This is a genomic window from Curtobacterium sp. NPDC089689, from assembly GCF_044749145.1.
Lineage (GTDB): Bacteria > Actinomycetota > Actinomycetes > Actinomycetales > Microbacteriaceae > Curtobacterium.
Map to the genome: position 1 here is coordinate 273685 of NZ_JBIVHJ010000003.1, position 18548 is coordinate 292232.

19 protein-coding genes are annotated in these 18548 nt (G+C 71.5%); 8 read left to right on the forward strand and 11 right to left on the reverse strand.

Annotation, left to right across the window (positions count from 1 at the left end; all coding sequences use genetic code 11):
- Positions 1-6 precede the first annotated feature (6 nt).
- On the forward strand, positions 7-633 hold the full coding sequence (gene dhaL / locus ACIPYW_RS12940) for a dihydroxyacetone kinase subunit DhaL (RefSeq protein WP_400414155.1): 627 nt from the start codon (positions 7-9) through the stop codon (positions 631-633).
- Entirely contained in the window at positions 630-1352 is a 723-nt protein-coding gene (gene dhaM / locus ACIPYW_RS12945) for a dihydroxyacetone kinase phosphoryl donor subunit DhaM (RefSeq protein ID WP_400414158.1), read from the forward strand. The genes dhaL and dhaM overlap by 4 nt, the downstream gene beginning before the upstream one ends.
- Before the next feature lie 6 nt (positions 1353-1358).
- Here the strand turns inward: dhaM and ACIPYW_RS12950 are convergent, their stop codons facing one another.
- Entirely contained in the window at positions 1359-1940 is a 582-nt protein-coding gene (locus tag ACIPYW_RS12950) for a TetR/AcrR family transcriptional regulator C-terminal domain-containing protein (RefSeq protein ID WP_400414159.1), read from the reverse strand.
- A 57-nt stretch (positions 1941-1997) separates the two neighbouring features.
- Between ACIPYW_RS12950 and ACIPYW_RS12955 the strand changes: the two genes are divergently transcribed.
- Positions 1998-3218, forward strand: a complete 1221-nt coding sequence (locus ACIPYW_RS12955; RefSeq protein ID WP_400414162.1) for a beta-ketoacyl-[acyl-carrier-protein] synthase family protein — start codon at positions 1998-2000, stop codon at positions 3216-3218.
- An 84-nt stretch (positions 3219-3302) separates the two neighbouring features.
- Here ACIPYW_RS12955 and ACIPYW_RS12960 read toward each other — a convergent pair whose 3' ends face one another.
- A complete protein-coding gene (locus tag ACIPYW_RS12960; RefSeq protein ID WP_400414165.1) occupies positions 3303-3935 on the reverse strand; it encodes a copper resistance protein CopC in 633 nt (210 codons plus the stop codon).
- A gap of 78 nt (positions 3936-4013) precedes the next feature.
- On the opposite strand from ACIPYW_RS12960, the gene ACIPYW_RS12965 reads away from it, so the two are divergent.
- Entirely contained in the window at positions 4014-5045 is a 1032-nt protein-coding gene (locus ACIPYW_RS12965) for an alcohol dehydrogenase catalytic domain-containing protein (RefSeq protein WP_400414167.1), read from the forward strand.
- Positions 5046-5183: 138 nt separating this feature from the next.
- On the forward strand, positions 5184-6176 hold the full coding sequence (locus tag ACIPYW_RS12970) for a lipid II:glycine glycyltransferase FemX (protein ID WP_400414168.1): 993 nt from the start codon (positions 5184-5186) through the stop codon (positions 6174-6176).
- Positions 6177-6188: 12 nt separating this feature from the next.
- Here ACIPYW_RS12970 and ACIPYW_RS12975 read toward each other — a convergent pair whose 3' ends face one another.
- Positions 6189-6557 (reverse strand): VOC family protein, encoded by a 369-nt coding sequence (locus ACIPYW_RS12975; RefSeq protein WP_400414171.1) that lies wholly within the window; start codon positions 6555-6557, stop codon positions 6189-6191.
- A 61-nt stretch (positions 6558-6618) separates the two neighbouring features.
- On the opposite strand from ACIPYW_RS12975, the gene ACIPYW_RS12980 reads away from it, so the two are divergent.
- A complete protein-coding gene (locus ACIPYW_RS12980; RefSeq protein WP_400414174.1) occupies positions 6619-7065 on the forward strand; it encodes a MarR family winged helix-turn-helix transcriptional regulator in 447 nt (148 codons plus the stop codon).
- Positions 7066-7089: 24 nt separating this feature from the next.
- Here the strand turns inward: ACIPYW_RS12980 and ACIPYW_RS12985 are convergent, their stop codons facing one another.
- The 4 genes from ACIPYW_RS12985 to ACIPYW_RS13000 form a co-directional block, all read right to left on the reverse strand.
- Complete coding sequence (locus ACIPYW_RS12985) at positions 7090-7269, reverse strand: hypothetical protein (RefSeq protein WP_400414177.1); 180 nt, start codon at positions 7267-7269, stop codon at positions 7090-7092.
- 100 nt (positions 7270-7369) lie between these two features.
- Positions 7370-9736 carry an ATP-binding cassette domain-containing protein gene (locus ACIPYW_RS12990; RefSeq protein ID WP_400414180.1) on the reverse strand — a complete coding sequence of 789 codons (2367 nt, stop codon included), beginning with the start codon at positions 9734-9736 and terminating at the stop codon, positions 7370-7372.
- A 99-nt stretch (positions 9737-9835) separates the two neighbouring features.
- Positions 9836-10297 carry an NUDIX hydrolase gene (locus tag ACIPYW_RS12995; RefSeq protein WP_400414181.1) on the reverse strand — a complete coding sequence of 154 codons (462 nt, stop codon included), beginning with the start codon at positions 10295-10297 and terminating at the stop codon, positions 9836-9838.
- 10 nt (positions 10298-10307) lie between these two features.
- Entirely contained in the window at positions 10308-11069 is a 762-nt protein-coding gene (locus ACIPYW_RS13000) for an SDR family oxidoreductase (RefSeq protein WP_400414183.1), read from the reverse strand.
- 151 nt (positions 11070-11220) lie between these two features.
- Between ACIPYW_RS13000 and ACIPYW_RS13005 the strand changes: the two genes are divergently transcribed.
- Together ACIPYW_RS13005 and ACIPYW_RS13010 are read left to right on the forward strand one after the other, a co-directional pair.
- A complete protein-coding gene (locus ACIPYW_RS13005; RefSeq protein ID WP_290131717.1) occupies positions 11221-11694 on the forward strand; it encodes an NfeD family protein in 474 nt (157 codons plus the stop codon).
- A complete protein-coding gene (locus ACIPYW_RS13010) occupies positions 11691-12842 on the forward strand; it encodes an SPFH domain-containing protein (protein ID WP_290131716.1) in 1152 nt (383 codons plus the stop codon). Before ACIPYW_RS13005 ends, ACIPYW_RS13010 begins: the two co-directional genes overlap by 4 nt.
- A gap of 78 nt (positions 12843-12920) precedes the next feature.
- On the opposite strand, the gene ACIPYW_RS13015 is transcribed toward ACIPYW_RS13010, so the two are convergent.
- The 4 genes from ACIPYW_RS13015 to tatC form a co-directional block, all read right to left on the reverse strand.
- Positions 12921-13271: an RNA polymerase-binding protein RbpA gene (locus ACIPYW_RS13015; RefSeq protein WP_290131715.1), complete on the reverse strand. Its 351-nt coding sequence runs from the start codon at positions 13269-13271 to the stop codon at positions 12921-12923.
- A 314-nt stretch (positions 13272-13585) separates the two neighbouring features.
- Positions 13586-15286, reverse strand: a complete 1701-nt coding sequence (lnt, locus tag ACIPYW_RS13020) for an apolipoprotein N-acyltransferase (protein WP_400414187.1) — start codon at positions 15284-15286, stop codon at positions 13586-13588.
- Between the two features lie 11 nt (positions 15287-15297).
- Positions 15298-17748: a DEAD/DEAH box helicase gene (locus ACIPYW_RS13025; protein ID WP_400414190.1), complete on the reverse strand. Its 2451-nt coding sequence runs from the start codon at positions 17746-17748 to the stop codon at positions 15298-15300.
- Entirely contained in the window at positions 17745-18497 is a 753-nt protein-coding gene (tatC, locus tag ACIPYW_RS13030; RefSeq protein WP_290134243.1) for a twin-arginine translocase subunit TatC, read from the reverse strand. The genes ACIPYW_RS13025 and tatC overlap by 4 nt, the downstream gene beginning before the upstream one ends.
- Positions 18498-18548: the final 51 nt, after the last annotated feature.

Here is an 18548-nt window from a genome sequence, read left to right on the forward strand (position 1 = left end):
ACCGCATTGGCGCTCGACACCGCATGGGCCATCGACTGGGTGCGTCGCTCGGCAGCGACGATCGACGACCACCGCGCCGAGCTCGTGACGCTCGACCGCGAGATCGGCGACGGGGACCACGGCGAGAACCTCGACCGCGGGTTCCGCGCCGTCGTCGAGGCGATCGACGCCGGGTCGTTCGACACCCCGGGTTCGGTCTTCAAGACGGTCGCGACCAAGCTCATCTCCACCGTCGGCGGCGCCGCCGGTCCCCTGTTCGGCACGGCGTACCTCAAGGCCGCACAGGCCGCCGGTGACGCGGAGGTGCTCGACGCGTCGGCGCTCGTGGCCGTGCTGACCGCGGCGCGTGACGGTGTCGTCTCGCGGGGCAAGGCCGAAGTGGGCGACAAGACGATGGTGGACGCGTGGACGCCGGCAGTGGACGCCGCCGCATCGGCCGCCGAGGCCGGAGCGGCCCCGGAGCAGGTGCTCGCCGCCGCTGCGGACGCCGCCGCGACCGGTGCCGAGTCGACGGACGCCCTCGTCGCCCGCAAGGGACGCGCGAGCTACCTCGGGGAGCGCGCCGTGGGTCACCGCGACCCCGGGGCGCAGTCGACGGTCTACCTCCTGCGCGCCGCGGTGGACGCCGCGTGACCGTCGGCATCCTCGTCGTCTCGCACAGCGCCGCCGTGGCTTCCGGCACCGTCGAGCTGGCCCGGCAGATGGCGGCGGACGTCCGGCTCGTGGCCGCAGGCGGCACCGACGACGGCGGCATCGGCACCTCGTTCGAGGCCATCACCGCGGGGCTCGAGGAGCTCCGGGACACCGACGGGATCGTCGTGCTGTGCGACCTCGGCTCGGCCTACCTGACGACCGACACGGCGCTCGACTTCCTCGACGACGACGACCGAGCACGGGTCCACGTCTCGCAGGCGCCGCTCGTCGAGGGCACGGTCGCAGCGGCCGTCGCCGCGCAGACCGGCGGCGACGTCGCGGCGGTCCTCGCCGCAGCCGCCAGCGCCGTCGGACCGAGCACGACGGATCTGCCTGGAGGCACGACACCCGACAGCGCGTCGGCACCCGTCGACGGGTCGGTCGGCTCCAGCCCCGAGGACGCCGCCGTCGCGTCGGCCTCGGTCGAGCTCCGCAACGAGAGCGGACTCCACGCCCGCCCGGCGGCGGAGTTCGTGAAGACCGCCGCGCGGTTCGACGCACGGGTGCGTGTGAACGGCGTCGACGCGAAGAGCCTCCTCGCGATCATGGCGCTCGCGCTGCCGAAGGGCGCGACGATCGGCATCGAGGCCTCGGGGGACGACGCACAGGACGCCGTCGACGCACTGGTCGGGCTCGTGCAGTCCGGCTTCGGGGAGTGACGGAGCTCAGGGAGCGTCGGCCGGCCCCGCGCTGATCGACAGCGTCGCGGCGAGGTCGACGTCCTCGGGGCCACCCGTGCCACCGGCCGCGCGGAGGAGGGCCGCTCCGAACGCCGCGCTCCAGAACGTCCTGACGTCGCGGTGGAGCGAGCCGCTGGCCCACCCGCGGTCGGCGGCGACCCGTGCAAGGTAGCGCTCGGACTGTCGGAAGAGCAGACCGAGCAGGTGCGCGCTGCGCTCCCGCCCGCCGACCCCGAGTGCGGCCACGACGAGGGGGAGCGACGGCATCGCCAGCGTCGTGCGCGCCAGGAGGGTCCGGAACGGACCGGGGGAGCCGACCCGCCGTCCCGCTGCCTGCATCCGGCTCGTGTCGCGGAGGAAGAGGGTGAACGCGGCGTCGAGGACGAGGCGGTCCTTCGACCCGAAGTGGTGCGTGATCTGGTTGGGGTAGACGCCTGCCGCGCGGGCGATGCCGCTCACCGTCACGTCGGTCGACCCTCCCGCGGCGAGGAGCCCGGCCGTCGCAGCGATGATCCGTGCACGGGTCGCAGACCCTCGCGCGGTCGTGCCGTCACCCTCGGTTGCCATGCCGGAATTGTACGTGGTACAACTCGACTTGTTCAACGTACAAGCAGGAGGTTCCGCGTGGACATCGTCATCACCGGGTACGGCAGCGTCACCCCGTTCGGCCACGGCGTCGACGTGCTCTGGGACGCGCTCGTCGCCGGTCGCTCCGGGGTGCACGTCCTCGGCCGGAGCGGCGACCTGTGGGACCGGGCACCGATCCGGGTCGGGGCGGAAGCGGCACTCGACGCCGACACCGCCCTCGGTCGCGTGCGTGCCGCCCGGCTCGACCGCAGCCAGCAGCTCGCACTCGTCGCAGCACACGAGGCCTGGGCGGACGCCGGAGCGCCAGGCGTCGAAGGCGACCGGCTCGCGGTGGTCGTCGGGACGGGCATCGGGGGAGTGGAGACGCTCCTCGACGCCCACGACGTGCTCGCGGGCGCCGGTGCCCGACGGGTGTCGCCGCGCGCGGTCCCGATGCTCATGGCGAACGGAGCCGCCGCACAGATCAGCATCGAACTCGGCGCGCGAGCCGGCGCGTACACGACGGTGTCCGCGTGCGCCTCCGGGGCCGAGGCGCTCGTCACGGCGGCCCGGCTCATCGCCACCGGAGAGGCCGACGTCGTCGTGGCCGGCGGTACCGAGGCGGCGGTCACCCCGGTGACGATGGCGTCGTTCGCGCAGTCGCAGGCCCTCGCGAAGCCGGGCGAGGACGACCCCGCGACGCTCTCCCGCCCGTTCGACGCGAACCGCCGCGGCTTCGTGCTCGGCGAGGGAGCGGGCATCGTCGTGCTCGAACGTGCCGACCACGCCCGGGCACGAGCCGCGCACGTACGGGGACGCCTGGCCGGATGGGCGATCACCTCGGACGCGCACCACATCACGGCGCCGCTCGCCGACGGCAGCGAGCAGGAGCGTGCCATGCGTTCGGCGATCCGGATGGCCGGTGTCGCGCCGCGTGACATCGACCACGTCAACGCCCACGCGACGAGCACGCCGGTCGGGGATGTGGGGGAGGCCGCTGCCATCGCCCGGGCGGTCGGCACGGGCGCGGCGGTGTCGGCCCCGAAGAGCGCGATCGGGCACCTCTTCGGCGCTGCTGGAGCCGTCGAGTCGATCCTCGCCCTCCGCGCCGTCGAGACCGGTGTCGTCCCGCCGACCCTGAACCTCGACCGGCTCGACCCCGCGATCGACCTCGACGTGGTGTCGGGCGCGGCGCGGCGCACCCCGGTGCGCGCGGCGCTCAACAACTCGTTCGGGTTCGGCGGTCAGAACGCGTCACTCGTCTTCACGGCTGCGTGACCGCCCGCGCGACCGACGAGGCGGCGGCGATCCGTGCCTCCAGGCCGGGTGGGGAGCCGGCGTGCCGGCGCCGCTGGTACCCGCTCAGGCCGCCGCGCCGCCGGCCGGGGTGTCGTCGTCCCGCGCGGCCGGGCGAGCGGGACGACGCCGGACGACGGCGGCGACCACCGCAGCTGCTGCCGCCAGGAGCGCGAGCGCACCGATCACCCAGACGGCGACCGACGAGTGCCCGGCGTGGGTCGTCGCACTGGCGGGTCCGGCCGTGGCCGTCGCGATCGGTCCGGCAGTCGCGGACGTGGACGGTGCGGGCGACCCGGTCGGGGCGGCGCTCGGGGTCGTCCCGGCGACACCCGCGGCAGTGAACCCGTACTCGCCCGCGATCGGGTGACCATCGGGTGACACGTACCGCCAGACGACCCGGTAGGGCCCGTCGGCCAGCGTCACGGCCTTCGACATCGCGGTACCGGACACCCCGACGGAGCCCGAGGACACGTCACGGTCCGATCCGTCGCGAACCTCGATCCGCAGACCGGCGTCGAGGCCGGCGAGCGGCGCCTCGGAGAAGGTCAGGGTGACGCGGTCGAGCGGAACGGTCAACGTCGTGTCCGCCGCGGGGTCGCTCGAGACCAGGGCGGAGTGCGCCGACGCCGGGGCCGCTCCTGCAGTGAAGGACGCCGCCAGGAGCAGCACGAGCGCGAAGGCCGACCATGAACGCATGCACAGGAGCCTACGGGCGTGCACCGACGGCCGCTGACGGGTCAGCCCGCGGCGTCGCTCGTCTGCCAGGATGATCGGGTGCGAGCTGTGCAGTACTCCGACTTCCGTTCCGTGCCGACCGTCGTCGAACTCCCGGAGCCCGCGCTGCCGCCGCACGGTGTCCTCGTCCGGGTCCGGGCCACCGGGGTCTGTCGGAGCGACTGGCACGCCTGGACCGGCCACGACGACTCGGTGTCGTTGCCGCACGTCCCCGGCCACGAGTTCGCCGGCGAGGTCGCGGCGGTCGGCGCCGACGTGCGTCGGACGGCCGTGGGGGACCGCGTCACCGCGCCGTTCGTCTTCGCGTGCGGCGAGTGCGAGGAGTGCCTCGCCGGGGCCACGCAGGTGTGCACGGCGCAGCAGCAGCCCGGGTTCGACCTGCCGGGGTCGTACGCGGAACTCGTCATGGTGCCGCACGCCGACCTCAACGTCGTGACGCTGCCGGACGCGGTCGGGTTCGCCGAGGCCGCGAGCCTGGGGTGCCGGTTCGGTACCGCCTACCACGCCCTGCACACCCGAGGGCGGGTGACGGCAGGGGAGTGGGTGTCGGTGTTCGGCTGCGGAGGCGTCGGTCTCTCCACGGTGCAGGTGGCGGTGGCCGCCGGTGCACGGGTCGTGGCGTCCGACATATCAGCGGAGGCGCTCGGGCGTGCTGCGGAGCTCGGCGCCGAGACCGTCCTCATGGACGACGACGCGGTCGACCGGATCCGCGAGCTGACCGGTGGCGGCGCGCACGTCTCCGTCGACGCGTTCGGGAGCCGTCCGACGTCGGTGGCCGCCGTCGAGACCCTGCGCCCTCGGGGCCGGCACGTCCAGGTCGGGCTGCTGCTCGGGGACGAGGCGACCCCGGCGATCCCGATGGGCCGGGTGATCGGCGACGAGCTCGAGCTGCTCGGGAGCCACGGCATCGCAGTGTCCGAGTACGCAGCGATGCTCGAGGACGTCGTTGCCGGCCGGCTGCGTCCCGCAGACTCGATCGGACGCACGATCGCGTTCGAGGAACTGCCCGGGGCGATCCTGGCGATGGACCGTCCGGCCGCGGGATCGGGGATGGTCGTGGCCACGTGGTGACGGCGCCGCCGCCACGTGAGCTGACATAATATGCATTATCGGCGCTTGGGGCAGGGGTCCGGAACTGCGTGACGGCGGCTTGCCGCAGAGTTCTCGCACTCGCCGATCCCGCCGCCTCGAGGTGCCTAGGCTCCTGGCGTGGGTACGACGATGTGGTTCCGGTCAGCTCGTGATGCACTCGAGTGGGATGCGCTCGTCTCGGCGCACTCCGGAGCGACCGGCTTCCACGACTGGGCCTGGCTCACGCTGCAGGCCGAGTGCTTCGACTGGCGCTTCGAGCCGCTGGTGGTGACGTCCGACGGCGTACCGGTCGGCGTGTTCCCGGTCCTGCTGCACCGCGGTGTGCCCGCGCGAGCCGTGTTGCCGCCGTTCCCGTTCGTCGGCCCACTGGTGCCCGAACACGTGTTGGTGGCCGTCATGCGGGCCTTCCGGCGGTGGCAGCTCCGGCACGGCGTCCTCGTGGCGCGGTACGACCTCGGGCCGGGCGCGGCGACCGATCCCGGCGCCGCGATCGCCCGCGCCGGGGTCACCGGGCTCCCGGACCGGACGTTCGTGGTGGACCTCGTCGGCTCCTCGCCCGAGCGACTCGTGCTCGCCATGAAGAACGGCGCTCGTCAATCGCTCCGGCGAGCCGAGCGCAAGGGCGTCGTGGTCCGACCGTCGGAGCCCGGTGAGGTGACCGAGTTCCTCCCCCGCGTCCTCAGCGAGTCGTACTCGAGTCGCGGGGTCCCGTCGCCGTACCCGGAGGACATCGGCGCCCGAGTCGAGCGCTACGCCGCCGCTCGCGATGACGTGTACACCGCCACGGCACTCGTCGACGGGACGATCGCCGGTGTGATCGTGGTCTTCACCGGGCACCCCGTCGTGACCGGCTGGGCCGGCGGGACCCTGCGGGCGTTCCGCGCGGTCAACCCGAGCACCGCGCTCTACCACGACGTGCTGCAGCACGCGCTCGACACCGGGCACACCGCGGTCGACCTCGTCGGGGAGGTCGACGAGGGGATCAGCCGCTTCAAGATGTCCCTCGGTGCGGTCGAGCGGCCGTTCACGACGGTCGTGTCGTCTCCCCTGCCGCCGAGCGTCCGGACGGGAGCACTCGCTCTCCGTCGGCGCGTCACGGTCCGCGGCTGATCTGGACCGGCATCACGCGCGGTCGTGCAGCGTGACCTGGTAGCCGTCCGGGTCGGCGAAGGTGAACGTCCGACCGAAGGGGCCGTCGAACGGCGACGTCACGATGCGGTGCCCGTCCGCGACGAGTGCGTCGTGGATGTCCTGCACGCCGTCGGCGTGGAACCAGGCGGCGATGCCGGTGCCTGGCTGCGGAACGGCATCCAGGTCGGTACCCGGGACGACGTCGCGCAGTGCGAACGGGATGGGTGTCGTCGTGAAGACCACCGCGTGGGGCGGACCCGCCGGCGATCGGACGAGTCCGAGGTACTGCTCGTAGAACGCCCGCGCAGCGTCGAGGTCGCGGACCTGGAAGGAGATGAAGTCGGGGCCCGTCACGGCCATGGTGGTGTCCTCTGCTCAGCGTGTCAGTTTCCTGACACTGACTCTATGTCAGACTACTGACATGAGTCAAGACTCCCCCGGCATCGACCTCGAGACGTCGCTCGGGTACCTCCTCAAGGAGGCGTCGAGTGCGTTGCGGACCGCGATGGAGGACGTGCTCCGGCCCCTGGGCATGAACGTGACCCACTACTCGTGTCTCGAACTGCTCGCGCAGCGGCCGGGCATGTCGAACTCGGACCTCGCTCGTGGGGCGTTCGTCACCCGGCAGACCATGAACGTCCTGCTCCAGTCGCTCGAACGGGACGGTGCCGTCGCGCGGACGCCGGACGCTGCCGCCGGGCGGGTGGTGCCGGTCACGCTCACCGCGGCGGGGCGAGCCGACCTCGCCCGTGCCACGGCGGCCGTCCGCGGTGTCGAGGACCGGATGCTCACGGGCATGGACGACTCCGAGCGCGCGGCGGCGCGGCGGGCGCTGCGGTCGATGGTCACCGCGCTGCGGACGGGCTGAGCGGTCCGACCGAGCGCGCTGCGGTCACTCCCCCGTCGGTGCGCTGTCGTCCGCGGCGCCCTCGGTCGGGACGTCATCGGCGTCGATCTCGAGCGCGGCGTCCTCGCGGCCGGACTCCTCGAGGAACTGCTCGTCGGTGTCGGGCTGCTCGGGGGACGCGGCTGCGGTGGTCTCTTCAGCGGGGTCAGGCTGGCTGTACGTCATGCGCTGGACCGTACCCGCGCGTCGCTGAGTGCGACGGCCGACTGCGCCGCAGTCTGGTAGCGGTCCGAGCGGCGCGGCTCCCCGTCGGCCGCGCCGCCCGTCAGGTGCCGACGAAGTCCGCCAGGTGCTGCGCCGTCAACGTCGAGCGACCGGACACGAGCTGCTCCGGCGTGCCCTCGAACACCACGCGCCCGCCGTCGTGTCCCGCACCGGGCCCGAGGTCGATGATCCAGTCGGCGTGCGCCATGACGGCCTGGTGGTGTTCGATGACGACCACCGTGCGCCCGGCGTCCACCATCCGGTCGAGGAGGCCGAGCAGCCCCGCGACGTCGGCGAGGTGCAGCCCCGTGGTCGGCTCGTCGAGCACGATCACGTTGCCGGGTTCTCCGAGGTGCACGGCGAGCTTGAGCCGCTGGCGTTCCCCGCCCGACAGGGTCGTGAGCGGCTGCCCGATCGCGAGGTAGCCGAGTCCGACGTCCACGAGTCGCCCGAGGACTGCGTGCGCCGCCGTGATGCGTGCGTCGCCCTCCGCGAAGAACCGCTCGGCCTCGGACACCGACATCGCCAGCACCTCGCTGATGTCCTTGCCGCCGAGGTGGTAGGACAGCACCGACTGGTCGAAGCGCTTGCCGCCACACTCGGCGCACGTACTCGAGACGCCGGCCATCATGCCGAGGTCCGTGTAGACGACCCCGGCACCGTTGCACGCCGGACAGGCGCCCTCCGAGTTGGCGCTGAACAGCGCGGGCTTCACGCCGTTCGCCTTCGCGAAGGCCTTCCGGATCGGCTCGAGGAGCCCCGTGTACGTCGCGGGGTTGCTCCGTCGGGAACCACGGATGGCGGTCTGGTCGATGGTGACGACGCCGTCCCGGTGCGACAGGGCGCCGTGGATCAGCGAGCTCTTGCCGGATCCCGCGACGCCCGTCACGACGGTCAGGACGCCGGTGGGGACGTCGACGTCGACGTCCTGCAGGTTGTGCGCCGACGCGCCCCGGATCTCGAGGGCGCCGGTGCGTGTCCGGACGTCGGTGCGGAGCGCCTGCCGGTCGCCGAGGTGCCGGCCGGTCACCGTGTCGCTCGCACGCAGTTCGTCGACCGTGCCCTCGAAGCAGACCCGGCCTCCGTCGGATCCGGCACCGGGCCCGAGGTCGACCACGTGGTCCGCGATCCGGATGACCTCCGGCTTGTGTTCGACCACCAGCACCGTGTTGCCCTTGTCGCGGAGGCGCAGGAGGAGGTCGTTCATCCGCTCGACGTCGTGCGGGTGCAGCCCCGTGCTCGGCTCGTCGAACACGTACGTGACGTCGCTCAGCGCCGAACCGAGGTGCTTCACCATCTTCACCCGCTGCCCCTCTCCCCCGGAGAGCGTGCCGGTCGGACGGTCGAGCGACAGGTAGCCGAGCCCGATCTCGACGAACGAGTCGACGGCGTCCCGGAGTCCGTCGAGCAACGGGCCGACACTCGGCGCATCGAGCGCTCGGAGCCAGGCCGCGAGGTCGCTGATCTGCATGGCGCAGACGTCGGCGATGTTCTTCCCGTCGATCCGGGAGGACCGGGCGGTGTCGTTGAGTCGGGTCCCGTCACACGCGGGACAAGTCGTGAACGTCACGGCCCGGTCGACGAAGGCGCGGATGTGCGGCTGCATCGCCTCGCGGTCCTTCTGCAGGAAGGAGCGGCGGACTCGCGGCACCAGCCCCTCGTACGTCATGTTGATGCCGGCGATCTTCCGCTTCGTCGGCTCGCGGTACAGGAAGTCCTGCCGTTCCTGCTCGGTGAAGTCGCGGATGGGCTTCGTCTTGTCGACGTACCCGGACTCGGCGAACATGCGGACGTTCCACCCGTCGGTGCCGTAGCCGGGGATCGTGATCGCGCCGTCCGCGAGGGACTTCGTGTCGTCGAAGAGCTTCGCGAGGTCGATGGAGGTCACCAGTCCGCGGCCCTCGCAGTCGGCGCACATGCCACCGAGCCGGTTGTAGGTGACGCGCTCGGCCTTGACGTTCGTGCCCTTCTGGACGGTGATCGCTCCCCCGGCCGACACCGTCGCGAGGTTGAAGGAGAACGCGTTCGGGCCGCCGACGTGAGGTCGGCCGAGGCGACTGAAGAGCACCCGCAGCATCGCGTTCGCGTCCGTGACCGTCCCGACGGTGGAGCGCGGGTCCGCCCCGATGCGCTCCTGGTCGACGACGATCGCGGTCGTCAGCCCGTCGAGCACGTCGACGTCGGGGCGACCGAGCGACGGCATGAAGCCTTGTACGAACGCGCTGTACGTCTCGTTGATCATCCGCTGCGACTCGGCTGCGACCGTGCCGAAGACGAGCGAGCTCTTGCCCGATCCGGACACACCGGTGAACACCGTCAGCCGGCGCTTCGGCAGGTCCACGTCGATGTCCTGCAGGTTGTGCTCACGCGCCCCGCGGACGCGGATGCGGTCGTGCTGGTCGGCAGCGTGTCCGGAACCGGTATGCATGTACATCACCGTACCGCGCGGGGATTCGGGACCGACACCCCTGTGGACGGGACGGTCGTGGCGGACGCGAGTCGCGCCTCCAGGCCGCTGCGGAGCCGGTCAGCCGCGCGACCGCGCTGCTCGACGGACCAGGTCGGGGAGCTCCGCCGGTTCGAACGGCTCCTCGGTCACCGCGAGCTCGTCGACGGTCCACCAGCGCGACGCCGTGATGTCGACGCGTTCGTCGTCGGTCCAGCCGCTGTCGTCGAGTCGGAAGCCGTCGGTGTGCACGACGTAGAACTCGGCGTGGCCGCGATCGTGGTCGGCCTCGTCCCAGGTCACGTCGAAGTCCTGCGACCACACGCTCTCGCCGGGGTCGGCGATGACGATGCCGGTCTCCTCGCGGAGCTCGCGGACGGCCGCGTCACGGTGTGACTCCCCCGGGTCCACGCCACCGCCCGGTGTGATCCAGCGGTGGAAGCCGTCGGAGGACGGGGCACGGGTGTCCATCAGGAACACCCGGCCGTCCGGGTCCAACAGGAGGATGCGGGAGGTGCGGCGCAGTCCGGGCTTCGCGGTCACCCGGTCGACGCTACGCGCCGAAGCCGCTGACGTCGCCGACGAGCTTGGTGTGGTCGGCCGGGATCGGCTCGATCGCTACGAGCGCGATCTCCGCGGCGAACTCGGACACGCTGTAGAGCTTGCCCACCTCCTGGCGGCGCCCCTCGATCGCACCCGGGTTGAGGCGGTTGAGGAGGGTCGCCGTGATGGTGCCCTCGATCATGTCACCGGAGACGACGACGAACTCGATGCCTGCGGCCTCGAGCTGCGGGATGAGCTCGCGGAGTGCGAGCTCGCCGGCACGCTTGCTCTTGGCGACGGGGACGTACTCGTCCATCGTCTCCGCGGTCTCGACGAAGTGGGCCTGGTGACTGGTGACGAACACGACGCGGGAGCCGGCCGGCATGTGCGGGACCGCGGTGCGGAGCATGTCGACCTGTGCGTCGCGGTTCAGGCGGAGCGCGTAGTCCTCGCCGAGTCCGGACTCCATGCCGCCGGACGCGTTGAGCACGAGGAGGTCGATGCCGCCCCAGGCCGCGACGACCTGGTCGACCATCGCCTGGACCGAGTCGTGGTCCGTCAGGTCCGCGCCGACGGCGAGCGCTGCGCCGCCGTCGGCGACGATCTTCTCCGCGATCTGCTCGGCACGCTTCGCCTTGTTCCGGTAGTTCACGACGACCTTCGCGCCGGCTTCCGCCAGGTACCCGACGGTGTCGGCGCCGATGCCGCGCGACGAACCCGTCACGAGGGCGCGCTTGTCGGCGAGGGATCCGGGGGCGAGGGGGTTGCTCACAGTCGTGCTCCAGGTGGGGTCGGAGGTCTCGTTGCCGCAACGAGCCTACCGTCCGGGGCGCGGCTGTCGGTCGCAGTTGATATGTTGAACGGAGTTTGACCGGCCGTCGCGACGCAGCGAACGCCGTGCGCGACCGAGGGAGGGAGATCGCGTGTCCGGACCTGACTGGATCCAGACCATCGTGTGGATCGGCCTCGTGCTGATCCTGGGGGTGGTCGAGATCTTCACGCTCGACTTCATCTTCATCATGCTCGCGGCGGGAGCCGCCGGGGGGTTGATCGCAGCCCTGCTCGGTGCGCCGTGGTGGCTGTCCGCGCTCGTCGCGGCCGCCCTCGCCCTCCTCCTGCTGCTCCTGGTGCGCCCGCGCCTCCTGCACGCGCTCAACCGGGGTGCCGACCCGCACCGCACCGGCATCGACGGACTCGTCGGCCTGTCCGGCACCGTCGCGGTCGCCTTCACCTCGTCCTCTCCCGGGCAGGTCCGGCTCGCCAACGGTGAGACCTGGAGCGCCCGGCTCGCGGGCATGCCCACCGACCGTCTGCCCGCCCTGGGCACCCCCGTCGTCGTCGAGTCCATCGAGGGCTCCACCGCCGTCGTCCGCATCGATCAGAAAGACGCCTCATGACCTCCCTCTCAACGGGGACGATCCTGCTCCTCCTGCTCATCCTCGTCGTCGTCATCTTCGTGATCGTCGTGCTCGCCCGAGCGATCCGGATCGTGCCGCAGGCGACCGCCGGCATCGTGGAACGGCTCGGCAAGTACCACAAGACGCTCAGCCCGGGTCTGAACCTGCTCGTGCCGTTCATCGACCGGCTGCGTCCCCTGATCGACATGCGCGAGCAGGTCGTCTCGTTCCCGCCGCAGCCGGTGATCACCGAGGACAACCTGGTCGTCTCGATCGACACCGTCGTGTACTTCCAGGTCACCGACGCACGGGCGGCGACCTACGAGATCGCCAACTACCTCGGCGCGGTCGAGCAGCTCACCACGACCACGCTCCGCAACGTCGTGGGTGGCCTGAACCTCGAGGAGGCCCTGACCAGCCGCGACAACATCAACGGTCAGCTCCGTGTCGTGCTCGACGAGGCCACGGGCAAGTGGGGCATCCGCGTCGGTCGTGTCGAGCTCAAGGCGATCGAGCCGCCGGTGTCGATCCAGGACGCCATGGAGCAGCAGCTGCGTGCCGAGCGGAACCGTCGCGCGGCGATCCTGCAGGCCGAGGGGACCAAGCAGTCGCAGATCCTCGAGGCCGAAGGACAGCGTCAGGCCGCGATCCTCCAGGCAGAGGGTGACGCGAAGGCGCAGGTCCTCCGGGCCGAGGGTGAGGCACAGGCGATCGCGACCGTGTTCGACGCGATCCACACCGGAGACCCGGACGAGAAGCTCCTTTCCTACCAGTACCTGCAGACGCTGCCGAAGCTGGCCGAGGGCACCGCGAACAAGCTCTGGATGATCCCGAGCGAGTTCACCAAGGCGCTGTCCGGCATCGCCGAGGGCTTCACGGCCGGCCGGAGTGGCGGTGCGCCGGGTTCCGGTGGTGCAGCCGGCGGCGACTTCCTCGAGCGGATCTCCAAGCTGGCGAACGAGAGCCTCGCGAACACGGCTGCGGCGAACGCCGCGGCGTCGTCGACGCCCCGCCCGGACGCCACCGCGGCCGACATCGTGCCGGAGTCCGACCTCGACCAGCGTCTGGCCGAGTCCGACAAGAGCGTCGATGCGCGGCTGGCCGCAGCCGACGAGGCCACGAGCGACGAGCTCGGCGACACCAAGTAGGACGCGCACGCAACAGGACGCGCACGAAGAAGCCCGCCCCGGGGATCCGGGGCGGGCTTCGTCGCGTCTGCGGGTGGTTCAGGCGCCGCGGCGTGCTCGAAGGAACTGCAGGCGTTCCTGCAGGAGCTCCTCGAGCTCTTCACGCGAGCGACGCTCGAGCAGCATGTCCCAGTGGGTCCGGGGTGCCTTGACGTCCTCTTCCGCGACCTCGACCGGAACGCCGTCGTCGCCGAGGAGTCGACCCTCGCGTCCAGATCGGGGGTCCGACCAGGTCGACGGGACCTCGGCATCGGCCGAGAAGATCACGTCGAACGTCTCGCCGGAGTCGGACTGGTAGACCGCGCGCTTGCGGTCCGAGAGCTCGACGCCCTCTTCGCTCTGGAGACTCTGACTCCCGAGCCGCATGCCGCGAAGACTTCGATCAGCCATCGGTGTGCTCCTTCCGCTCGTCCTGCCCTCCAGAACACTGTCCCACGGGGGTTCGTTCCCCGACCGGCGCATTCACAGTGCGTTCCCAGTGGGCGGCCGCGGGGACTCGGGACCGCGTGATCTGGCGTCCGCCGTCGTCGTACGACGTCGGCGGAGTCGTACGACGTCGCGTTCCACCGCGCCGCGTCGACGTGCCCCGTACGGTGTCGGCGCAGCGTGCTACGCACACCGAACGCGACGAACCACGCGTCGATCACGCGGTGCTTCGTCGGAGCGCGCGCGTTCCGTGGACCCCCGCCCGCACCGAGCCGAGATCAGCGGCGCCGACGAGACCAGGGGGCGCAGGCGAGCAGGACGAGCAGACCGCCGAGCGACAGCAGGAGTGTCAGGGAACCCGACATCAGCGTCGCCGGCGTCGTGGAGGTCCCGAGCGGCACGTCCGTCACCATCGAGGTCGCGGTGTACGCCGGCACGCGGTCGATCGTGCGTCCGCTCGGGTCGATCACCTGGGACGCCCCGACGGTGGAGATGTTCACGAGGGAGCGCCCCGTCTCGATGGCTCGCATCCGAGCGATCTCGAGCTGCTGGAGGTTCTCGTCGGTGCCGTCGAAGTCGGCGTTGTTCGTCTGCGCCAGGATCACCTGCGCTCCCCCACGCGCCATGTCCGTCGTCAGGCCGTCGTCGACGATGTCGAAGCAGATCGAGATGCCCGCCTTGATCCCGGCGACGGGCAGCACGTTCGGCTTCGTCCCGGGGGTGTAGTCGCGCTGCAGCAGGCCGATGAGCGACGGCGCGAGCTTCGAGAAGAACCAGCGGTCGGGCACGTACTCGCCGAACGGCACGGGACGCTTCTTGTCGTAGGACGACTGCCACCCCTGGGATGTCCAGACGAACGACGTGTTGTGGAGCACCCCGGACCGTGTCTGGGTGATCGCGCCGGCGACGATCGGTGCACCGACGGACCGGACGACCGAGTCGAGCGCCGACGCCACGACGGGCTGCTGGCGCGGGTCGTACTCGGCGGACGCCTCGGGCCACACCACGAGGTCGACGCCCTTCGCCTCGACGTCGGTGGCGGCGACCTGCGCGGCGAGGACCTCACCCGGCTGCGCCCCGTCGAAGTACCCCGCGGGCCCGTTCCCCTGGACCGACTCGATGCGGATCGTGCCGTCCACGGCCGTCGGCCAGGCGGGTACGGCGAGCACCGCGGCCACGAGGAGGCCGGCGGTCGCGACCCGCACCGGCAGTCGGAGGACTGCGCCGGACTGGGTCGGCCGGACGAGCGCCAGGGACACGACGACGGCCACGCAGTACACGACGACGAACGTCAGCCCGAGGACCCCGACGTAGGCGGCCAGGTGGGTGAAGGGCCCCTGCGACTGCGAGAGCCCGATGCGGCCCCACGCGAAGCCGCCGTACGGCCAGCTGCCCGAGAACCACTCGCGTCCGGTCCAGAGTGCGGCGACGACGGCCGGGAGGCCCCACACCCGCCCGGCGGTCGACGGCATCACCCGGGCGACCCAGCGGTACGCGAGCGCGATCGCGACGCTGCCGAGGGCGAGGTACGCGGCCTCGAGGAGCGCGAGCGCGAACCACGGGACGGGGCCGAGGTAGCGGCCCGCCCAGGAGATGGCCGGGATCCAGAACGCGGCCCCGGCGAGGTAGCCGAGGCACGCTGCGCGGCCGGCCCGCTGTCCCATGACGGCGACGAGGAGGCACGCCACGGACGGGTAGGCGAGGAACCACCACCCCGGGGACGGGAAGGACAGGGCCAGCAGGATGCCGCCGATGACCGCGAGCGGCAGGGCGGCGCGGAGCGGGAGCGCTCGGAACGGGTTCACTGCCTCCACCTGGTCTGGGCCGACCCCGCGGACACCGACCGCGACGGAGGAACCGCGCAACCGGCCGAGCGACCGACCGCGTGCGGACCCTCGCGACCGCTCGTGCGCGCCGGACGGCAGCGCCGTCGTGGAGTCGGCGTCGTGCGGACGCAGGTCGGACTCGGGAGCGTGCACCGGGCCTCCCGTCAGACCGTCGCGTAGGCGACGATGCCGCGGCGCACCGCGTCGGTCGCGCGCCGCGCGGTCTGCGCGAGGTCGTCGTCGCCGGCGTTCCGGACCTGGTCGAGGAGGTCGATCACCTGCTTGCACCACCGGACGAAGTCACCGGCGGGCATGTCGAGCGTCCGGAGGACGTCGTCGAGCGCCGAGCCCGACGCCCACCGGAACATGCCGACCGCCATCGCCGGGGTGGGCGGCTGCGAACCGGCGAGCCGGGCGTCGCGCTCGATGTCGTCGAGTCGAGCCCAGATCGTCAGGGTCTCGTCGAGGGCCGGACGGAACGCACCGCGCGGCAGGGCGTGCTCGGTGCCGGGCGCGTCCTCGCGGCGGGGCTGGTACACGATCGTCGCGGCCATGGCGGCGAGCTGTGCCGGGGTGAGTTCCTTCCAGACGCCGGCCTCGAGGCACTCCGCGACGAGGAGGTCGCGGTCGCCGTAGATGCGCTGGAGGCGGCGGCCGCCGGCGGCGACGGTGGCCTCGCCGGAGCCGTCACCCGAGTCGACGAGGTAGCCGAGCTGCAGGAGCACGTCGGTCACCCGGTCGAAGGTCGTCGCGACGGCGCCGGTGCGGGAACGGATCTGCTGCACGAGCTTGTCGTTGGCGCGCTTGAGCTTGTACCAGCGCTCTGCCCACCGTGCGTGCGCCTCACGGTCGGGGCAGGCGTGGCAGGGGTGCCGCTGCATCCGCCGCCGGACGTCGGTGATCGCGGCTTGGCGCTCCTTGCGGGCACCGTGCGATGCTTCGCGGCCACCCGGGACGTTGGTCCGCTCGAGGTCGGACAGCTCACGCCGGAGCGCCGCGTACTCGGTGAAGTCGCCGAGGTGGCAGGTCATCGCCTGCTGGTACCCCTCGAGCGACTCCTGCTGCGACCGCACCTTCCGCGCGAGGTCGACGACGGAACGGTCCGCCTGGAACTGCGCGAACGACGTCTCGAGGACCTCGCGCGTGCGGCGGCGGCCGAACTGCTCGATGAGGTTGACGGCCATGTTGTACGTCGGCTTGAACGACGAGTTGAGCGGGTACGTGCGTCGGCTCGCCAGGGACGCCACGGCCTGCGGGTCGAGGCCGTCGGTCCACTGGATGACCGAGTGGCCCTCGACGTCGATGCCCCGGCGGCCGGCGCGACCGGTGAGCTGCGTGTACTCCCCCGGCGTGATCGGCACACGGGCCTCACCGTTGAACTTCTCGAGCTTCTCGAGCACGACCGTCCGTGCCGGCATGTTCACCCCGAGCGCGAGCGTCTCGGTCGCGAAGACGACCTTGAGGAGCTTGCGCTGGAAGAGGTCCTCGACGACCTCCTTGAACGCGGGCAGCAGACCGGCGTGGTGCGCGGCCACACCGCGCTCGAGGCCCTCGAGCCACTCCCAGTACCCGAGGACGGCGAGGTCCTCGTCGAGGAGCGTCCGGCAGTGGTACTCGGCCGACTCGCGGATCTCGCGACGCTCGTCCGCGGTGGTGAGCGACAAGCCCGACCGCAGGACGTTCCGCACGCCCTGGTCGCAGCCCGCCCGGCTGAACACGAAGAAGATCGCCGGCAGGAGCATCCGGTCGTCGAGCATCCGCGCGATCTGCTCGCGGTACAGCTTCTCGGTGCGCGGGCCGCGGCGGTCGTGGTACCCGCCCCGACCGCGTCCGCCGCGGTGTCCGCCGCCGTGCCGCTCGCTCCGGGAGGCTCCCCCGACCAGGCGGAGCAGCTCCGGGTTCACGCGGTTCGTCGCCGCAGCACCGCTCGAGTCGAAGAGGTCGACCATCTTCGAGCCGACGAGCACGTGCTGTTCGAGCGGGACCGGGCGATCCTCGGAGACGATGACGTCGGTGTCGCCGCGGACGGTCTGCAGCCAGTCGCCGAACTCCTCGGCGTTCGACACGGTGGCGCTGAGCGAGACGAGCCGGACCTCGGTCGGGAGGTGCAGGATCACCTCTTCCCACACGGCACCACGGAACCGGTCGGCGAGGTAGTGGACCTCGTCGAGGACCACCCACGCGAGGTCGTCGAGCAGGTCGGAGTCCGCGTAGATCATGTTGCGGAGGACCTCGGTCGTCATCACGACCACGCGCGCCCGCGGGTTCACGTTGGTGTCACCGGTGAGGAGCCCCACCTCGGTCTCGCCGTAGGCCTGGACCAGTTCGGCGTACTTCTGGTTGCTCAGGGCCTTCATCGGCGTCGTGTAGAACACCTTCGCCGTGGGCTGCCGCATCGCCAGCCAGATCGCGAACTCGGCGACGATCGTCTTGCCCGCACCGGTCGGTGCCGCGACGAGGACGCTCCGGCCCTGGTCGATGGCGTCGCACGCCGCGAACTGGAACGGGTCGAGGTCGAAGCGGAGGTCGGACCGGAACAGCTCGAGGTTGCGCGAGCGGTTCCGGACCTTCGCCGCCGCGTAGCGTTCGGCGGGGCTGAGGTCCGTGTCGGTCACAGGCCGTACTCTTCGTCGAGCTTGGCCTGCCGCTTCGCTGCACGGCGGTCGTGCAACCACGTGACGGCGCACGCGGCGATGTAGAGCACGGTCATCGGGATCGCGAGGAGGAACATCGAGATGACGTCGGCCGAGGGCGTCACCATCGCGCAGAACACGAGGATGCAGAGGATCGCGATGCGCCAGGACTTGATGATCGCGGACGCGGAGAGCACCCCGACGAAGTTCAGCAGCACGAGGAACACCGGCAGGACGAAGGCGATGCCGACCGCCACGATGAGCTTGATGACGAAGTTGTAGTAGGCCTTCGCGTCGACGATCGAGGTGTCCTGGGTGGACACGAAGCTGCCGAGGATCTGGACCACGTGCGGCAGGATGTACCACCCGAACCAGCATCCCGCGAAGAACAGCGGGATCGCGGTGCCGAGGAAGCCGAACACGTACTGCTTCTCGCGCCGCACGAGGGCCGGCACGATGAACGCCCAGACCTGGTACAGCCAGACGGGGCTCGAGATGACGATGCCGATCGTGATCGCGATCTGCAGCTTGAGGTCGAACGCCCCGGTGATCATCGGGAAGTTCAGCTCGGCCGTGTGCCCGCCGATCTCCGCGAGCTTCGAGACGGGCTGCCGCAGGGCGTCGAGCACGAACGGGGTGAGGAACCACCCACCGATCGCGCACACCACCACCGCGATGACCGCGCGGAAGAGACGGTTGCGCAGCTCGATGAGGTGCTGCCCGAGCGACATGCGGCCTTCGGCGTCCTTCTTCGGGCGCCCGGGCCGCTTCGCTCGCCCGCT